Origin of the sequence: Helicobacter apodemus (genome assembly GCF_003097575.1) — a bacterium.
GTDB lineage: Bacteria > Campylobacterota > Campylobacteria > Campylobacterales > Helicobacteraceae > Helicobacter_D > Helicobacter_D apodemus.
This window is the reverse complement of the sequence record NZ_CP021886.1, coordinates 809,589-827,072: the sequence shown is the minus strand read 5'-3', so window position 1 is coordinate 827,072 and position 17,484 is coordinate 809,589. Positions and strand designations below refer to the sequence as shown.

Here is a 17,484-nt window from a genome sequence, read left to right as displayed (position 1 = left end):
ATTTGAATCTAGAAGATTCAACATTTCGTATCCTTGATGCTAATCTCAATCGCTTACGCGAGGGGATTCGCGTTATAGAAGATATGCTTCGTTATGTTTTTAATAATAAAAACCTTGCGTTAAAACTCAAAAAATTGCGTCATCAATGCAAAGTTTCTTTAAAAGAAAACCCGCTTCTTGCTAGAGATTCCCAAAATGATATTTTAAAACTTACCACCCAAGAGGAAATGCAACGCACCAATCTACAAGACATTATGATCGCAAATTTCAAACGCACACAAGAATCTTCACGCGTATTAGAAGAAATATTAAAGCTCTACGACTTAGAAAAAAGCCAAAAATTCAAAAATATCCGCTATGAACTCTATACCTTAGAAAAAGAAATTTTAATAGCAACTATCGCTAAATAACCTTTTAATAAAGTATTGAAAATTACAAGTTTAGAATCTTAGGGTATTTTAAGCTAGAACCTATTTTAAATCATTTAATAAAAAATTTTATTTTCTTAAAGCTTCTTTTTTCTAGCTCTGCTTTAGACTCATCATAAAAGATAATACCACTACTTGAAAACTCAAAATCTATAAAATTTTCTATAAATTACATTGGCAATTGCTTTGATTTTTCTTGAGATTGTAGGAGTAGGATTCTTTTTTATCTTTTAAAAATCACTAGAAATAAGACTTAAATAAGGATTTTAAATTAAAAAGCTTAGGATAGGTTTGGATTTAAGGTTAAGCTTTAATTAACATTAATTGCCTAAAAAATTTCACAAAATATATCCATCTCTAACCCTTAAAAATGAGATTAAAAGCCTCAAGAGTAACAATTACATCTTAATCACATAGGATAATCTATGGCAATCTCAACATAAAAAGACTTTCAATCTCTTAATTATAAGCTTCTAAATAAATATTTATACAACTCTATACGCTTAAGTTTTAGTCTTAAATTATCTTTAAATAAAGCATAAACTATAACTAATGAGGGATTAAATAATTAAAACTTTCTATATAACATTATCAAACAACACTAAATTACTACACATTATCACCTACACTATTCCCTACCTATGAAATCTTAAGACTTTAAAAATTAAGATTAATAATATTTGATAGCACTAAAAGATTCTACATTGATTAATACCCGATATATTAATACTTCCCACTCTATTTTTTGCCAAAAGCAGCCAAACTTCCACCTAAGACTATTAAAAGCATCCCAATAACCACAAAGATATTAGGGACTTTATCCCCCAATAAAATACCCGCAAAGGTTGCCATAAAAATCGTCATATAAGACATAGCACCAATAATAGGAGGATTCCCCATACTATAAGCTTTAGTAAGATAAATTTGTGCATAAGTTGAAACCACACCTAAACCCAGGATAAGAATCCACTCCCAAAGAGTGGGCATAACAAATCTCTCAAAAAGAGCAATGGGGTATATCTCATAAGGTATTAATTGCGTAAAAAGCGGAAGAATAGAACCACTAAGCATTAAAGAAGCGATAATCACCCTTGTATCATAAGCTTTAGAAAGTTTAGCGATTGATAAATAAGCTAAAGCAGCCCCTAAGCCACTATAAATACCAAGTATCAATCCAGAAAAACTTAAAGAAATACTCGTTGGATTGCTAATTAATAAAATCCCAAAAAAACCTATAAAAATAGCTATCCATACTTTCAAAGAAACCTTTTGGTGTGTAAAAATCACTCCCAAAAGTGCCAAAAAGATGGGTGAAGTTGCAGAAAAAGCAAAGGCGGTTCCTAAAGGCATTACCGACATATTATAAAAATATGCCATCATTGCACTACCTCCAGCAAAACCCCTAAAAAGTAGCACAAAAGGCTTTCCACCTTGTTGCATTTTAGGAGGATTAAACCATAAAGCCACCATAACCCAAATCAGCCCAAAAAAATTCCTTGCAAAAACTATTTCCATAGCCGGTAAATTAGGCGTTAAAACCTTTACAAACATTCCCATAAGCGTAAATAAAAAACCAGCAAAAAGTATGGATAAAATCGCTTCGCTCTCTTGTCTCATCGTTTAATTCTTTATTTTTTTAAAATAATAAGATTTTTATGCTTCAATCTACAAGCATTTGACAAAATTCCTCACTTCTTAGTAGAATCCCCCTTTTATAAAAGGCTTCATTATGGATAAAATTTATGGCTCTATTGCTATTATAGGGCGTCCCAATGCCGGCAAAAGCTCTCTTTTTAATCGCTTATGCCAATTACGCATTGCTATCACCTCCAAAATAGCAGGCACAACAAGGGATATTAAAAAAGCCCATATCACGCTTGGTGAGATGAATTTTTTACTCCTTGATACTGGAGGATTAGATAAAAAAAACGACTTTTTTGAACATATCTCCTCTAATTCCCTCAAAGTTGCAGAAGAATCCGATTTGATTTTATACCTACTTGATGGCAAAGAGCCCCCCAATGAGGAGGATAAAAAGATTTTTTACCACCTAGAGAAAAAAAACCCGCATATTTTTTTAGTCATTAATAAAATCGATAATGAAAAAGAGGAACAGCAAGTATGGAGTTTCACAGAATTTGGGAGTAAAAATTATTTTTTCATCTCCACTACCCATAATCGAGGGATTGCAGGATTGCAAAACGCTATTTTAAAGCATTTTAAAGACCAACCCATCGCACCATTATTCCATAATGAGGAGGAGGAATCCTTGGAGGATTTTTTAGAACACTCCCACACACAAGAGAACATTAATATAGGTATCATAGGACGCGTAAATGTTGGCAAAAGCTCCCTTTTAAACGCTTTATTAGGGCAGGAACGCTCTTTAGTTTCTAATATTGCAGGGACAACTATAGACCCTGTAGATGAGATTAGCACTATTGGTAACACCCAAGTATGCTTTGTAGATACAGCAGGCATTAGACGCAGGGGGCAAATTGGCAAAGGAGAGATAGGGGATTTAGAAAGATTTGCCCTGCTTCGCACCAAAGAAGTCTTAAGCAAAACAGATATTGCACTCTTGGTTTTAGACGCCTCTAAACCCTTTGTAGAGCTTGATGAAAAAATAGCGGGATTAATTGATAAATACAAACTAGCCACTATTGTAGTATTGAATAAATGGGATATTGCCTATAAGGACTTTAAAGCTATTATGCAGGATTTTAAATTGCGTTTTAGATTCTTAGAATATGCCCCAACCCTTACTATATCAGCTAAAAATGGGAGGCATATCCAAAAACTAGAGGAGGAGATTTTAAAAGTTTATAAAAATTTCAGTTTTAGGATCCCTACCGCTAAACTTAATGAACTTCTCCAACAAGCCCTCATAAAACACCCTATCCCTAGCGATAAAGGAAAAGTTGTTAAAATCTATTATGGCACACAATTTGATAACAAACCCCCACAAATTGCACTTATTATGAATAAACCCAAAAGTCTGCATTTTAGTTACAAACGTTACCTAGCAAATTTTTTACGCGAACATTTTGATTTTAGCGGGACAAAGATTATTTTCATCACAAGAGGCAAAAACGACTTCTAACAAGAATAAATAGCTTTCATACCGACATTGCAAGATAATCAAAAAATCCAATTTCTACTTCAAAACTTCTAGCTAATTGCTTCTTGCTTAAAAGTCTATTATCCCCCAAAAGATATTCTTGATTTCTATGCATAATAAGAATTTTATCAGCAAGCATTTGTGCGTTTTGGGGATAATGGGTATTAATAATTATTCCTTTACCCCTATCTTTTAAAATCTTCAAAATTTCTAAAATCTTATGCTGATTTTGAAAATCCAAATGGGATTCTGGCTCATCCAAAATTACCACCAAAGGGTCATTAACTAAAGCTCTAGCGAAAATAACCATCTGCAATTCTCCCCCACTTAGGGCATCACAAGTTTTATTGCTTAGGTGCATTATTCCCACTTCTTGCAATATTTTTTCCACCTTTAAGCAATGTTCTTTTTTTGGGATTAAATCTATCTTAGCATTGCAACCCAATAACACCATATCAAACACAGATAAAGCAACATTGAAATTCTTTGCTTGAGGAATATACGCAATTTTAGAAAATAATTCCTTAGGAGCAATGCTTTCAATAGCTTTATTTTGCAAATAGCTTCTCCCTTTTTGCCATTTCAAAAATCCCATACAACATTGAATCAAAGTCGTTTTCCCTACCCCATTACACCCAAGTATGGCCAATACCTCACCACTATTAATTTCAAAATCTATTTTTTCAAAAATCAATTTTTTATGGCGATAAAATGCCCCATTTTCCACACGAAACAAACTCATAATTTCATTACTCCTTTAAAACGATAAAGTATAACAACAAAAAATAATGCCCCAACAACAGCACTTAAAATAGAAATAGGAATCTCCTCAGCACTTAAAGTTCTGCTTAAAGTATCAATAATGAGCATAAAAATAGCACCAATTAATAGGCTAAGAGGCATAACAGAGTTCATATTGCTTCCCCCAATCATCCTTGCAATATGGGGAATGATTAAACCAACCCAACCAATAATCCCGCAAATACTCACGACACAAGATACCATAAGTGTAGAAGCAAAGATTAAGGCTATCCTTAAAGCTGTGATATTTAACCCCAAGCTTTTTGCCTCCATTTCATCAAGCATTAAAAGATTATGCTTCCAACGATACATAAAAATAATGATCCCACCTACCAACATTCCTAGAGAACAAAAAAGTAATTGATGAAAATTGCTCACATTCAACGAACCAAGTAACCAATAAGTCATTGCGGGCAAAGCATCTTGCGGGTCGGCAATGTATTTAAGTAAAGAAATAAAGCTTTGAAAAAGAGCGGATATAATAATTCCACCTAAGATAATCATAATCCTATTATTGCAATCCCTAACAATAAGCAACACTAAAATTAAAGTCAAAATCCCAAACACAAAGGCAAATAAGGTTAAATAATAAATATTTAGCCCCAATAAAATTGCTAAAGCAGCACCAAATCCCGCTCCACTCGCTACACCTAAAATATCAGGAGAGGCTAGAGGATTTTTAAAAATACTTTGAAAAGAGGCTCCACAAATCCCTAAAGATGCCCCCACAAAAATAGCTAAAATAATGCGTGGCAAACGCACTTCAAGAACAATATAACGCATTCTCTCATCAAATTCTTGTGTAGAAAAAGGAGAGAGCAAAACCTCTAAAATCTGATGATATTCTAAAGGGTAACGTCCAATGCCTAAAACCAAAACACTAAGCAACGCTAAAGCAAATAAAAGCAATAAATATTTCATTAGTATTTATACGCAAACTTCATAAAGGCATTAATTCCAGGCTCTAAGAGAGGATTTGTTAAAGCCCTACTAAAATTGATATTTTCTTGTGTGGCAGGATTTCTCCCTTTAGTATTCAAGAGATTTTCTACACCAACAATCATCTCCATATCTTTTAAATCTTTCTTAAAATACCCTAGATTCACCACCGCCTTAACATCACTCATTGTATAACTCTTCGTTTTTTTCTCTTGGGTATTATCAATCCTATTTTTGCCTAAATAAGCCCTTTGAACCCAATTCAAACTCCCCCAAATAAAATCATACCCCAAACTTAAACTTCCGCTAAAGGGAGTAATATAAGCTAAAGGCTTATTAGCAGTTTTATCTTGCCCATAAGTATAAGCCCCAACAACTCGTAAATTCCAATGCTCTAAAAAGCGATGAGTGCTTTCTAACTCAATGCCTTGAACATAAGCCTCCCCGATATTTTGTAGTTGTTGAGTCGTTGCATCAATCCTCTTGTTGGCTATCATATCCTTATAATTAGTGCGGTAAAATACCAAAGAACTATAATGGTTTTTATCGGTGAATTTACCACCTATCTCATAGGTTTGCCCATATTCTGGTCCCAAATCCAAATTCGCAATTGTTTTTATACTACTCCCTAGATTAGGAAACATACCCGAAGTGCCTTGAGATTTAAAGTTTTGAGAGATATTTGTATGCAAGGAAAACTTATCACTCATTAAGTAAGTTGCCCCCAAACTTCCTGTTAATGCACCGCTAGTATCGCTACTATGAGAATCCAAAAATTTCGTAGTCTCTCCTGTTTTATCATTTTTCTCAACCGTGGATTTCTCTTTGCCTATTTTCATCTTATAATAATCATAACGCAAAGAACCCGAGAGTATCCAGCTATCATTGATATAATAATCATCTTTTATATAAGGAGCAATGGCTACTTGATAAGTAGGTCTTGAAGTTGTTGTAACTTTAGGATTAGGATGTATTGTTATATCTTTTAAAGGCGTAGGACTAATAGAGCTCCAAACATCAATCCCATAACTCAAAAGATGAGTGTTAATTTTTTTATCCAAGTTTAATCGCCCCCCTATATAGTTATTGTTATAAACCTTTCTGTGGTGGTCTTCTCCATTAGGTTGGCGAGTGTAAATATCAGTATTGTAACGTCTCCAATAGCTATACCAATCAAGTTTATCGGCAAATGCTTTTCTTAAATCATAGGCTTCTATCCCTATTTTTAGATAACTTTCTACCAAAGGATCTTCAGACATTGTAAATCCATAAGAACTTCCCGGTCGGCTAAAAAGTCCGCTAGCTTCGTGATTATTAAGTTTATGGTATTTGCCCGATACATAATAGCGAATGTCATCTTTGGTATAACCCACATTAAAATCGGTGCCTAAGGAGCGATATTTGGATTCCTTAGCCACACCACTAGGTGTTCTAAAATCCTTAGCATTTCTCCCGGTTAAACCCACTAAAATATCCCAACCATCTCCCCCTCCTAAGACTTCGGCCCTACCACCAAAGCCATTATTAACACTTGTATATTCTAGCCCACGAATCTTAGCTTGCATTTTAAAAGGAGCACTCACATCCCCCATATACCGCCTAGTCTTAAAATTTATCACTCCATTCATTGCATTAGAGCCATACATAGAAGAAGCAGCACCCCGAATAATCTCAATACTTTGCAATGCTAAGGGGTCAATCATATCAAATTCTAGCTCACTCCTACCACTTACCCTAACCCCATCAATAGCGATAATAGAGCGAGAATTTCTAGTGTTTTGCCCCCTCATATTGATATTTCCACCCAAACCGCTTGTCCTAGCATAAGTAATTCCCGGCACATTCTCTAAAATACTCTGAATTCCTCCACTCCCACTACTTGATTGCAAAAGTTGTTTTTCCCCAATTAAACTTACACTTTTAGTAGGCATTTTTGATTGGTATTCTAATAGCTCCCAAGCAATCTCATTGATACTTTCCCCAGAAACACTAGCCTTATCTAAAATAACTTTATCATTAGCCACTAAAACACTCATACCTAATAATAACGCCGTATATTTTTTCATTTTTTCTCCCTTAATTAATAATGAATTCCAGTTTTTGCGTTAGGATTTAAAATCAAATCCAACTCTTTCTCCTCCAAAGCAATCTGATAAAATTCATAAAAATAATTTTTAAAAGTCTCTTTTATATCTAAATCCTCAAACACATAAGGATGATTATATTTTGCTAAAAATAGCAAAATAGGACCTAATTCAAGGCTTGGTGCAAAGGGACGATAAGTTGCTAAAGGAAGCTTATACACCCTATTTTGTTTCACCGCCTTTAATCCCTTATATTCTTTCTTTTCTAGGAAATCCTTAGGTTGTAAAGGGGTAAAGTTAGAGATATACACCACATCAGGATCGAGCCTATAAATCTCCTCTACGCTGATACTTTTAAAGTCCCCATAACCTAAGGGATTCTCCCCTCCGCTACTTTGAATGAGATAATGCGAAAAATACCCCGTTGTGATATTATCTTTATCAAAGCGGTGAATAATCAAAACCTTAGGTTTGGGAATATTTCTTGTTTTCTCCTCTATAAGCTTTTCAATCTGGGTGATAGAATAAATAAGCTTTTGATTTTTTGCTTCAATGGCAAAATAAGGTTGCAATTCTACAAGCCAATGCTCTAAAGTCTTTTTAGAATTATGATTATCTATGTTTGTGCTAAGTTCTATGACTTTTACCCCAGCATTCTTTAATCCGCTACAAATTTTAAGATTTGCAAACCCGCAAATATAAATATCTACATCCAAAGCCAATAATGCTTCTAAGTTTTCATTATTACCAATTCTTGCCTCTTTATATTGGGGAAAATACTTTTCATTAATGGAGTGTTGCATAACATTATAAGAAGTCCTTGGGATATAAACCAACTCCGCATCTGTCCAAAATGCCAATAATGAAGGGAGTGGCCAAAGACCTATAACAGCAACTTTAGGGGATGCTGCAAGACTTACACCTAAAAATACTCCACAAACAAAACCAATAAACTTTAACATTTTATTCCTTTAAAAGATTATTGAATAATTCCAGCCCTTGAATCAGGGTTTAAAATCAAATCCACTTGCTTTTGCGTTAGGTTAATGCCATAAAATTTCACAAAATGCTTACTAAAAACATCGCCTAAAGATATATCTTCAAATAAATGCGGATAAGTTTTCTTCGCCATAAAAAGTAAAGTAGGTGCAACATCAAGGCTTGGGGCATAGGGACGATAAGTCGCTAAGGGAAGTTTATAAACTTTTTTCTCCCTAATTGCCTTTAATCCCTGCCATTGCTTAGAATCCAACAAATCCTTAGGGGTTGTATCTGTAAAATTAGTGATAAAAATCACATCAGGGTCTAACTCATATAGGCTTTCAAGATTAATAAGGCTATCTTTTTGAGCTTTTAAAACACTCTTACCACCGCTTTTTTCTATCAAATAACTCCTTCCTCCTAAAAGAATTTGGTTATTATCAAGGGAGCGTAAAATCATCACCTTTGCCTTAGAATCTTTTATGCGACTTGCTATAAACTCCTCTGCTTGGGTAATATCTCCGATAATAGCTTGTTGCTTCTTAGCAATATCAAAGTATTGACCAACCCCCTCTAACCATTGCTTTAAAGTCATTTTCAAATCATAATTCTCTACATTTACCGAGAAAGATTTTACCTCCTTACCCGCCCTTTGTAGCTGTGTATAAAGCTTAGTATCGGCAATATGGCACATATAAACATCTGCATCAAGAGCTAAAAGCTCTTCAATACCCTCATTACTTCCATAGGGGATACCCAAAAACTCTGGCTTTATCTCTGAAACAATGGAATATTTGAGTGCATTAACAGAAGCTTTAGGGATATAGATAATCTTAGCCTCTGTCAAAAAGCTTAAAATCACAGGCATAGGCCACAATCCACCAAAAACCGCAACTTTAACTTCAGCAAATAAGGGCGAAACTAACAAAGCAAAAAGTATTAAAAGCCGTTTCATTTCTCCTCCAAAATATCCGTTTCTATCCACCGCATATATTTTTCAAAGAAAGGAATTGTAATAGGCATAAATCCTTGTCCTATATGAAAATCAGGATCTAATGAAGTTAAATATAAATTCCCCTTAAAATGATGGCTTTTACAAATAATAGATTCCCCAATTTCATTGACTAGAATTTTCTCATATTTGTCATTGTCTTTAAAAACTCCGTGATAATGCCATTTGCATTCATCAATCCTTAAAAAATCCCATAATCTATGCGAGACATCAAAAGCATAAAGGGGTAAATCTGCCCCCTCATTCAACCACCACCAAAAATTCACTTCAGTAGGCTTAAAATCAAGATAAGGCAAAAAATCACAATCCACGCCCCCTAATAAAACCATATTGCCTCCATTATTAATATAATCTAACAGCTTAGAAGCATTTTGCATTAAAAACTTCCCATTAAGCCTAGAAGCCAAAACCACATAATCAAAATCGCATAACTCCTCCTTATAAAGATTGGGTAAATAAAGCCTTGTAGCAAACAAATCTCCAAACCTCCCCCACAAACCTTAAAAAGGTTTTGATGATAAAAAGAACCACCTGTAATAATTGCTTTTTTCATCCCCTTTCCTTTAAAACCCGCTCTATCCATAACAAAAGATTTAACCCAAGCCTCTTTGCGGTGCTTTGCTCAAAAAGTCCATAGCCAAATAAATCAGCTCCAGCCGTGCTAAGGATAACACCCTTAGTAGAATAAAAATCAATATAACCTACACATTCATTCGCATTATCCTTTAAAAACACTTCAGCCCCTAAAGGGGGCTTGAAATAACCCCGAGAAAAAAACCCACAAACCCCTCTCCTATAAGTAATATCATAATCTTTCACGCCCTTAGTAATAGGATGTTCGCAAGTCAAAATCTTTCTATCTTTAATAGGAATCTCACTAGCAATATACAAGGAATTTCCGGGCAACCAATCAATAAAATTTGGGGCAAAACTTAAGAGGATTCCCCCACTATCTAAAAATCTATCAATAAATTTTTGATGAGAATGTAAAAGAATCTGATCAATCCCCCCTGTTATAAGAATTACCTTTTGTGTAATTTCCTCTTTAGCGTTTATAGCCTCAAAAAACTCATACCCATTAACAAAGCTAAAAACTTCTTGATATATACTATCGTGTAACCCAAAATCCATAGAAGAATCTTGCTGTGTATCTAATACACAAATCCCCCCTTGGGATTTAATAAAATCAATACTACAACCAATGCCACTATAATCAATCATCCCAAATCATCCTTAATTTTATATTTAATATAATAACTATTATTATAATTAAATAATCTTAAAGGATACTTTATTAGAAACAAATACCGCATAAACAATGCCCTTCTATTATAAATATAGCATATAAGCTCAGAACTTTAGTCATAACACTTTATTTTATAAATTAAAGTTTTTTTAAATTTCATTTTCTTACAATATCTACATATATAAAATGATTTGTATCAATCACAAAAAAGGCTTATTTTGATTGAACTCAAAAATGTAAATAAATTTTATGGCACACACCAAGTGTTAAAAGATATTAATCTAATTGTTAATGAAGGTGAAAAGCTCGTTATTATAGGTCCTAGTGGAAGTGGCAAAAGCACAACAATTCGTTGTATGAATGGTTTAGAGGAAGTGAGTTCAGGGGAAGTCATCATTAATGGCATTGAGCTTACACACAAAACAAAGCTTACTATTTGTCGTAAATATTGTGCAATGGTATTTCAGCACTTTAACCTTTATCCCCATATGAGTGTGTTAGAGAATCTCACGCTTGCACCTATGAAAATCCAAAAGAAGAACAAAAAAGAAGCAGAAGAAATTGCCTATAAATACCTCCAAGTAGTAGGATTAGAAGAAAAGGCAAATGTATATCCAGCTACACTTAGTGGAGGACAACAACAAAGGGTAGCAATCGCAAGAAGTCTTTGCACCCAAAAGAAAATTATCCTTTTTGATGAGCCAACTTCTGCACTAGATCCAGAAACTGTGCAAGAAGTGCTAGATGTAATGCGAAAAATTTCCTATGAAAAAGGCACAACAATGGTTATAGTAACACACGAAATGGGCTTTGCTAAAGAAGTAGCCGATAGGGTGATATTTATGGAAAATGGGGCAATTGTAGAACAAGATATCCCTAAAAACTTTTTTGAGAATCCTAAAAATGAGCGAACACGACTCTTTTTAAGCAAGATTCTTACACATTAACTAAAGGAGTTTATATGACAAAATTAACCAAAAGCGTATTGGTAGGACTTAGCGTAGCTTTTTCTTTTTTACTTGTTGCGTGTAGTAACAACAACACAAACAATAACACAAGCACTTTAGAAACCATTAAAAAACGTGGAGAGCTTGTAGTAGGTGTCAAAAAAGACGCTCCAAATTTTGGTTTGCTTAATCCCAAGACTAACCAAATCGAAGGGTTTGAAATTGATATGGCAAAAATGCTTGCTAAAGAAATTTTAGGCGATGAAAACAAATTAAGACTAGAACCTGTAACCGCAAAGACACGAGGACCCCTGCTTGATAATGGCACACTTGATGCTGTAATTGCAACCTTTACTATCACAGAGGAAAGAAAGAAAACCTACAATTTTACAGATTCTTATTATAGTGATCCTATTGGCTTTTTGGTATTAAAAGAAAATAATTTCATAGATTTTAAAAGCCTAGATGGCAAAATAATTGGTGTAGCACAAGCAGCAACCACCAAAAAAGCTGTTATGGAAGCCGCAGAGGAAATAGGAATGAAAGTTAAAGTGCAAGAATTACCCGATTATCCCTCTTTAAAAGCAGCATTAGATTCTAAAAGAATTGATGCCTTTTCTGTGGATAAATCCATCTTACGCGGGTATTTAGATAACAATAATGTGATTTTAGAGGATAGTCTTAATCCACAAGAATATGGCATTGTAACACGCAAAAGTGATGCACAATGGAGTGAATATGTCAATAACTTTGTGCGTGATAATAATGATGCTATTAACGAACTTGCAAAAAAGTGGAATTTAAAATAACCCTTATAGGATTTTGGGAGAACTAATGAGTGATTCACCTTTTGCATTATGGAGATGGGTTGATACCCTCTCCCACATTAATGTATTTTTTGAAGGCTTTGGGCTTACACTTTTAATTTCTATTTTAGCCTTAAGCCTTGCCATTATTATGGGGGTATTTCACGCCCTTATGGCAACAAGTAAATTTGCAATATTAAGGTGGTGGGCTAGAGTGTATGTAGAATTTTTTCAAAATACGCCCTTATTGATTAATTTATTCTTTTTATATTATGTTTTACCCAAAGTTCCCTATATTGGTATAACCCTTGATGTTTTCACTATTGGTATAGTTGGGATTGGCGTTTATACAGGAGCTTATATGAGTGAGGTAATACGAAGTGGAATACAATCTATCCCTAAGGGGCAGTTTGAAGCAGCTGCTTCACAAGGTTTTAATTATACGCAAAAAATGATTTATATTATTTTGCCACAGACTATTAAAATAATTTTGCCTCCAGCAACTAATCAAGCAGTCAATCTTATCAAAAACACCTCCGTATTAGCTATTATCGCAGGTGCAGAGATTATGTATAATGCCGACTCTTATGCACAATCAAGTCTTAATTATGCACCCGCATATATAATTGCAGGAGCATTTTACTTTGTAGTCTGTTATGCTCTAGCAATTTTTACACGCTCTTATGAAGAAAAGCTTAAAAAAAGTGTAGTAGTAAGGTAAGTTAAAGGTAGGCTAATGGATATAATTGATTTTTATGCGTTACTAGGTGGATTAAAACTCACCCTTATTATGGCATTTTTTGCTGCAGGTGGGGCTATCATTTTTGGCTCTATCCTTGCAGTAATGAGAAACTATGGCAAATTTGGTGCGGGTAAGTTTTTAGGATATTTAGCAGGGACTTATATAGAGGTTTTTAGGAATACCCCTTTGCTCTTATGGATGTATGCGGCTTGTTTTGTTTTACCTGTTGTGCTTGGGATACCCGCAAATTATGCAGTGCTTGGCACCATTGGCTTATTCCTTTATACCTCTTCAGTGATGGCAGAGATTATTCGCGGAGGATTAAATTCTATCCCTAAGGGGCAGTTTGAAGCAGCTGCTTCACAAGGTTTTAGCTTCCCCTTTACCTTATGGTATATTATCTTTCCACAATGCTACCGCAAAGTAATCCCTACAATTCTCTCACAATGTGTTACCACCATTAAAGATACTTCTTTTCTTGCTGCCTTAAATGTAGTAGAATTAACCAATGTCTCCAAAGATATTTTAGCCCGCTCTACAAGCTTTGAAGAAATTGTTAGTGTATTTGCCACCGTAGCAGGATTATATTTTATCGTTTGCTTTTGCCTCTCTTTAATCGTTAGAACTTATGCAAATCATATAAATATTCAAACACATTAATACCAAAATCCTAAGCTCCCAAATCCCTAAATACCACCTAAATAGAATTAAGGATTCTTAAACTCTTAAGCCTTATTAAAAGTCAAATCCTCTAAGCACAACTACCAATTTAAATCTTATTCATTATGTAAATTAAAATAAGTTAAGTTTTATAGATTTAAAAAAGATAAACACCACCAACTAGTTTCATTTAAGTTAAAGCAAGAATATTCTTGCTTCATAGTTAAAAAATATTAACTTAAGAGAGTTTAGGGGATTGCAAATCTCTCTTTCTTGCTGCAGCCACTATTAAAAGAATCGTCCCTGCAACAAAATAATACAAAAACACAGGAATAGGGAGAGGATCTCCAGCAGCATAAGAATGAAGTCCAGAAAGATAGAAATTTACCCCAAAATAAGTCATTAAAATAGAATAAAACGCTACAACACTTAAAGTGGCAAAAATATAAGGACTCTCCCCTTTAGGTAAAAATCTCACATGCAAAACTACTGCATAAATAGCAATAGATATTAAAGCCCAAGTTTCTTTTGCATCCCAACCCCAATATCTCCCCCAAGATTCATTAGCCCATACTCCACCTAAGAAATTCCCAATAGTAAGCATTGCTAAACCTAAAATCATAGACATCTCATTAATAGTATGCAGAGTTAAAATTGTCTCATCAATTTGCTGATGCTTCTTTGAGCGGAACACAAAAAGCACTAAAGTAATAGCACCTAGCATAAAACAAAGCCCTAAAAATCCATAACTTGCGGTGATAATAGAGACATGAATATTTAACCAATAGGATTTTAAAACAGGAATTAAATTCCCAATTTGTGGATCCATAAGACCCAAATGAGCGACAAAAAGAGAAATTCCTGCTAGAAAACTTGCCGTAGCAAGTGCTAAAAAACTCCTAGAAAAAAACACGACTCCCGCAATTCCAGCTGCCCAAGCAATATAAATCATAGATTCATAAGCATTACTCCAAGGTGCATGCCCTCCGACATACCAACGCACACCAAGCCCAAATGTATGCAAGAGTGCTAAAATCACAATCACCCAATAAATAATTTTAGTAGGCAAAATATTAATATTTTTATTCCTTAAAATCTGCACCAACACTAGCACAAACAATAACAATCCCGCTAAAATATAAAGAAAGGTCAAATTATCAAAAATATTATAGTGATTTAAAAATATCTCTAAGGTTATCTTAGAAGTAGGAGGTAATAGCTCACCACCAAATTTTTCTTGAATCTTATGCAATGCCACAAGGGCTAAACTAGCATTTTCCCAATTATCTTCAACTAAACCTTGATGAAAACTTGCAAAATAGGCTTGAAAGAGCTTATGTAACTGCTCTCTATCTTTTGGACTAAAATCAGCCATCGCTTCTGTTGGTGAATACCAAGTTGTGCCATCCTCTTTGAAATCGGGAATAATACGCAAACTTTGTGCAGTATAAATTAAATAGGCTACATTAATGCGTTCATCAACACTTAATACATCCTTATCAAACTTATCACGCATAGAGGGCTTTTTTCTATTAGCCTCCTCTAAATAATTGATTATTTTATACTCACCATTACTAAAGACATCATCAAAGGCGATATACTTATCCTTAGTATCCACGCCTATAATTTCTTTAAGCTTTGGGGTAGAAATAGCAATCATTTTGATTTTTTTAAATTCATTAGGATACATCATCATCCCCAAAAACAACTGCATATTATTAAGCCCCAAAAACTCATCTTTTTTTGTCATTTTATGGATATATTCCATAGCCATTGTATCTACAGGCTTTATCCTACCGCCAAAGTCTTGCACAAGGAGTTTTCCAAACTCTTGAGAATGCGGTAAAGACTTATTCTTAAGATTTTCTAACAGCTCTAAAATACTCGCATTACTAGGTATATCAATCTCTTGAGGACTTTCTTTAGCATTCTCTGCATAAAGGGGATAATTCATAGCAAAAGCACTAATAAATGCAAAAGCAAGGGCTAGATTCTGTGCTTTTAAATATTTACCTAATCTATAAAATCTCCCATTCCTTGCAAAAAACGACCACAAAAGCCCTAAAGTTAGCATAGCATAGCCGATATAAGTGGGGATTTTGCCAGGATCTTTATTCACAGATAATATCGTCCCTAACTCATCTTGATCATAAGAAGATTGAAAAAACCTAAAACCGCCATAGTCTAAAACATTATTCATAAAGATTCTATAAGGCTCTTCAAGATTATTTTTCTCATCAATTAGGACTATTTCTGAAGCATAAGAAGAGGGACTCATTGAGCCTGCATACCTATCAAGTTGAAAATCTTTTAACTCCAAAGCAAAAGGAAGCATAATAGCTCTACTGCCCCACTCTAACCCAAATTTTGCATCACCTAAGCTAAAAAGTATAGGAGTTTGTCCCATTATATTTTTTTCTACATTAACAATTTCACTAAAACCCCCATAGCTAACTTCTACCTTTAACGAATCAATGCTCATTTTATCCTCTGCTGCAAGATATTCTACAAATCTTACACGCAACTCATTATTTAAAAAAAACATTGTTTCATCAAACTTTTTCTGCACCAAAGGCGTAATAGTTGTGGGGAAAAACGCACGATAAACTTTATCATCTATCTTTGCTAAAATAGTCAAAAATTCCTCTTGTGATTGTATGACATTACTCCGCTCTCCCTCTCTTATATGCATAACACCTTCAAAGCCATAATATCTAGTTATTGTAGCCCCTATGAAAATCATAACCAAAGAAGAATGAAAAAGCACACTTGCATATTTTTTTCTCTGCCAAGCACGAGAGCGAATTAAAACACCAATAAGGTTTGAGACCAAAAGCAAATGTAGCAAATCAAACCATTGCGTATTATAAATCAATGCTTTAGCACTAGGAGTTCCATAATCATTTTCTATAAAAGTTGCCACACCACAGGCGGTGGCATATAGAAGCAATAATGCAATCATAACCCAAAAGTTACAAAAGCCTTTAACAATTCTATTAACAAAATTTTGCAGTTCCATTATTTCCTTTCTTTTTCAAATAAATAAATTTTATAATAAAAACTGCCAACCATTAGTTAATTAAATTTTCTTTTGCTCAAATAAATCACGTAATTTCATCGCAATAGTTTTCTCATCTAATTTAGCAATATCAGGATTTTGCAAAAACTCTAAAGTAGCCATAAACCTATCCCTTTGCATATATCCAGGATAGACAAACAAAGTATCCCCATTAGCATTAAGAAAAACTAATGTAGGGGTTGAACGAACACCATATATCTGCCCTAATTTGGTGGTTGATACTTTTTTGTTTAAAAAATCAACATTATGTTTTTTAGAATAGCTAAGATTAATATAATAAGGGGAAAAATTATTCTTTAGGCTTTCTTTAATTTGAGAATCCTGCTTAATAAGCGTTTTCAATCTATCACAATACAAGCAACCATTAGCACCAAAAACCAAGAAATAAGGTTTATCCTGCGTGGTAATATGTTGCGTTTCTAAAAATACATCCGCCACTTCCGCATAAGAGTTTCTATCAATACTATTCATCTCTTCTAATCGCTCTTGCGTAGTGTTTGCTCCACTAGAGATAACGCTAGAATCCGCTTTTTCACAACCAAATAAAACAGCTACTACAAAACCCATTAAACTAAACATCAATATACGCACTGTTAAACCTTTATCTTAAATTATCCTAAAAAAGATATTCTATTTTA

17 protein-coding genes are annotated in these 17,484 nt (G+C 34.0%); 6 read left to right on the top strand and 11 right to left on the bottom strand.

Going from position 1 to position 17,484, the window contains the following annotated elements:
* Positions 1 to 2: 2 nt before the first annotated feature.
* Complete coding sequence (locus tag CDV25_RS03955; protein ID WP_108910870.1) at positions 3 to 410, top strand: thiamine-phosphate pyrophosphorylase; 408 nt, start codon at positions 3 to 5, stop codon at positions 408 to 410.
* A 756-nt stretch (positions 411 to 1,166) separates the two neighbouring features.
* Here the strand turns inward: CDV25_RS03955 and CDV25_RS03950 are convergent.
* The gene (locus tag CDV25_RS03950) at positions 1,167 to 2,045 is read right to left on the bottom strand and encodes a DMT family transporter (protein ID WP_108910869.1); all 879 of its coding nucleotides are present in this window, start codon (positions 2,043 to 2,045) and stop codon (positions 1,167 to 1,169) included.
* Between the two features lie 112 nt (positions 2,046 to 2,157).
* On the opposite strand from CDV25_RS03950, the gene der reads away from it, so the two are divergent.
* Complete coding sequence (gene der / locus CDV25_RS03945) at positions 2,158 to 3,531, top strand: ribosome biogenesis GTPase Der (protein ID WP_108910868.1); 1,374 nt, start codon at positions 2,158 to 2,160, stop codon at positions 3,529 to 3,531.
* Between the two features lie 16 nt (positions 3,532 to 3,547).
* Here the strand turns inward: der and CDV25_RS03940 are convergent, their stop codons facing one another.
* The 8 genes from CDV25_RS03940 to CDV25_RS03910 are packed head-to-tail and all read right to left on the bottom strand — an operon-like array spanning position 3,548 to position 10,587.
* The gene (locus CDV25_RS03940) at positions 3,548 to 4,291 is read right to left on the bottom strand and encodes an ABC transporter ATP-binding protein (protein ID WP_108910867.1); all 744 of its coding nucleotides are present in this window, start codon (positions 4,289 to 4,291) and stop codon (positions 3,548 to 3,550) included.
* On the bottom strand, positions 4,288 to 5,271 hold the full coding sequence (locus CDV25_RS03935) for a FecCD family ABC transporter permease (protein WP_108910866.1): 984 nt from the start codon (positions 5,269 to 5,271) through the stop codon (positions 4,288 to 4,290). Before CDV25_RS03935 ends, CDV25_RS03940 begins: the two co-directional genes overlap by 4 nt.
* Positions 5,271 to 7,355, bottom strand: a complete 2,085-nt coding sequence (locus CDV25_RS03930; protein ID WP_108910865.1) for a TonB-dependent receptor — start codon at positions 7,353 to 7,355, stop codon at positions 5,271 to 5,273. The genes CDV25_RS03935 and CDV25_RS03930 overlap by 1 nt, the downstream gene beginning before the upstream one ends.
* 14 nt (positions 7,356 to 7,369) lie before the next feature.
* Positions 7,370 to 8,335: an ABC transporter substrate-binding protein gene (locus CDV25_RS03925; protein WP_108910864.1), complete on the bottom strand. Its 966-nt coding sequence runs from the start codon at positions 8,333 to 8,335 to the stop codon at positions 7,370 to 7,372.
* 17 nt (positions 8,336 to 8,352) lie between these two features.
* Complete coding sequence (locus CDV25_RS03920; RefSeq protein WP_108910863.1) at positions 8,353 to 9,309, bottom strand: ABC transporter substrate-binding protein; 957 nt, start codon at positions 9,307 to 9,309, stop codon at positions 8,353 to 8,355.
* The gene (locus CDV25_RS03915) at positions 9,306 to 9,743 is read right to left on the bottom strand and encodes a hypothetical protein (protein ID WP_162550426.1); all 438 of its coding nucleotides are present in this window, start codon (positions 9,741 to 9,743) and stop codon (positions 9,306 to 9,308) included. The genes CDV25_RS03920 and CDV25_RS03915 overlap by 4 nt, the downstream gene beginning before the upstream one ends.
* Positions 9,743 to 9,919: a hypothetical protein gene (locus tag CDV25_RS10125; RefSeq protein WP_162550424.1), complete on the bottom strand. Its 177-nt coding sequence runs from the start codon at positions 9,917 to 9,919 to the stop codon at positions 9,743 to 9,745. The genes CDV25_RS03915 and CDV25_RS10125 overlap by 1 nt, the downstream gene beginning before the upstream one ends.
* Complete coding sequence (locus CDV25_RS03910) at positions 9,916 to 10,587, bottom strand: aspartate/tyrosine/aromatic aminotransferase (protein ID WP_108910861.1); 672 nt, start codon at positions 10,585 to 10,587, stop codon at positions 9,916 to 9,918. Before CDV25_RS03910 ends, CDV25_RS10125 begins: the two co-directional genes overlap by 4 nt.
* A gap of 243 nt (positions 10,588 to 10,830) precedes the next feature.
* Between CDV25_RS03910 and CDV25_RS03905 the strand changes: the two genes are divergently transcribed.
* Genes CDV25_RS03905 through CDV25_RS03890 form a run of 4 tightly spaced genes read left to right on the top strand, consistent with a single transcriptional unit; the run spans position 10,831 to position 13,767 of the window.
* Positions 10,831 to 11,559 (top strand): amino acid ABC transporter ATP-binding protein, encoded by a 729-nt coding sequence (locus tag CDV25_RS03905; protein ID WP_108910860.1) that lies wholly within the window; start codon positions 10,831 to 10,833, stop codon positions 11,557 to 11,559.
* 14 nt (positions 11,560 to 11,573) lie between these two features.
* Positions 11,574 to 12,368: a transporter substrate-binding domain-containing protein gene (locus CDV25_RS03900; protein ID WP_108910859.1), complete on the top strand. Its 795-nt coding sequence runs from the start codon at positions 11,574 to 11,576 to the stop codon at positions 12,366 to 12,368.
* A gap of 25 nt (positions 12,369 to 12,393) precedes the next feature.
* Entirely contained in the window at positions 12,394 to 13,086 is a 693-nt protein-coding gene (locus CDV25_RS03895) for an amino acid ABC transporter permease (RefSeq protein ID WP_108910858.1), read from the top strand.
* A gap of 15 nt (positions 13,087 to 13,101) precedes the next feature.
* Positions 13,102 to 13,767: an amino acid ABC transporter permease gene (locus tag CDV25_RS03890; RefSeq protein WP_034554769.1), complete on the top strand. Its 666-nt coding sequence runs from the start codon at positions 13,102 to 13,104 to the stop codon at positions 13,765 to 13,767.
* A 238-nt stretch (positions 13,768 to 14,005) separates the two neighbouring features.
* On the opposite strand, the gene CDV25_RS03885 is transcribed toward CDV25_RS03890, so the two are convergent.
* Both CDV25_RS03885 and CDV25_RS03880 read right to left on the bottom strand, forming a co-directional pair.
* Positions 14,006 to 16,786 (bottom strand): cytochrome c biogenesis protein CcsA, encoded by a 2,781-nt coding sequence (locus CDV25_RS03885; protein ID WP_204161861.1) that lies wholly within the window; start codon positions 16,784 to 16,786, stop codon positions 14,006 to 14,008.
* A gap of 60 nt (positions 16,787 to 16,846) precedes the next feature.
* Positions 16,847 to 17,437, bottom strand: a complete 591-nt coding sequence (locus CDV25_RS03880; RefSeq protein ID WP_239056418.1) for a SoxW family protein — start codon at positions 17,435 to 17,437, stop codon at positions 16,847 to 16,849.
* Between the last annotated feature and the right edge of the window lie 47 nt (positions 17,438 to 17,484).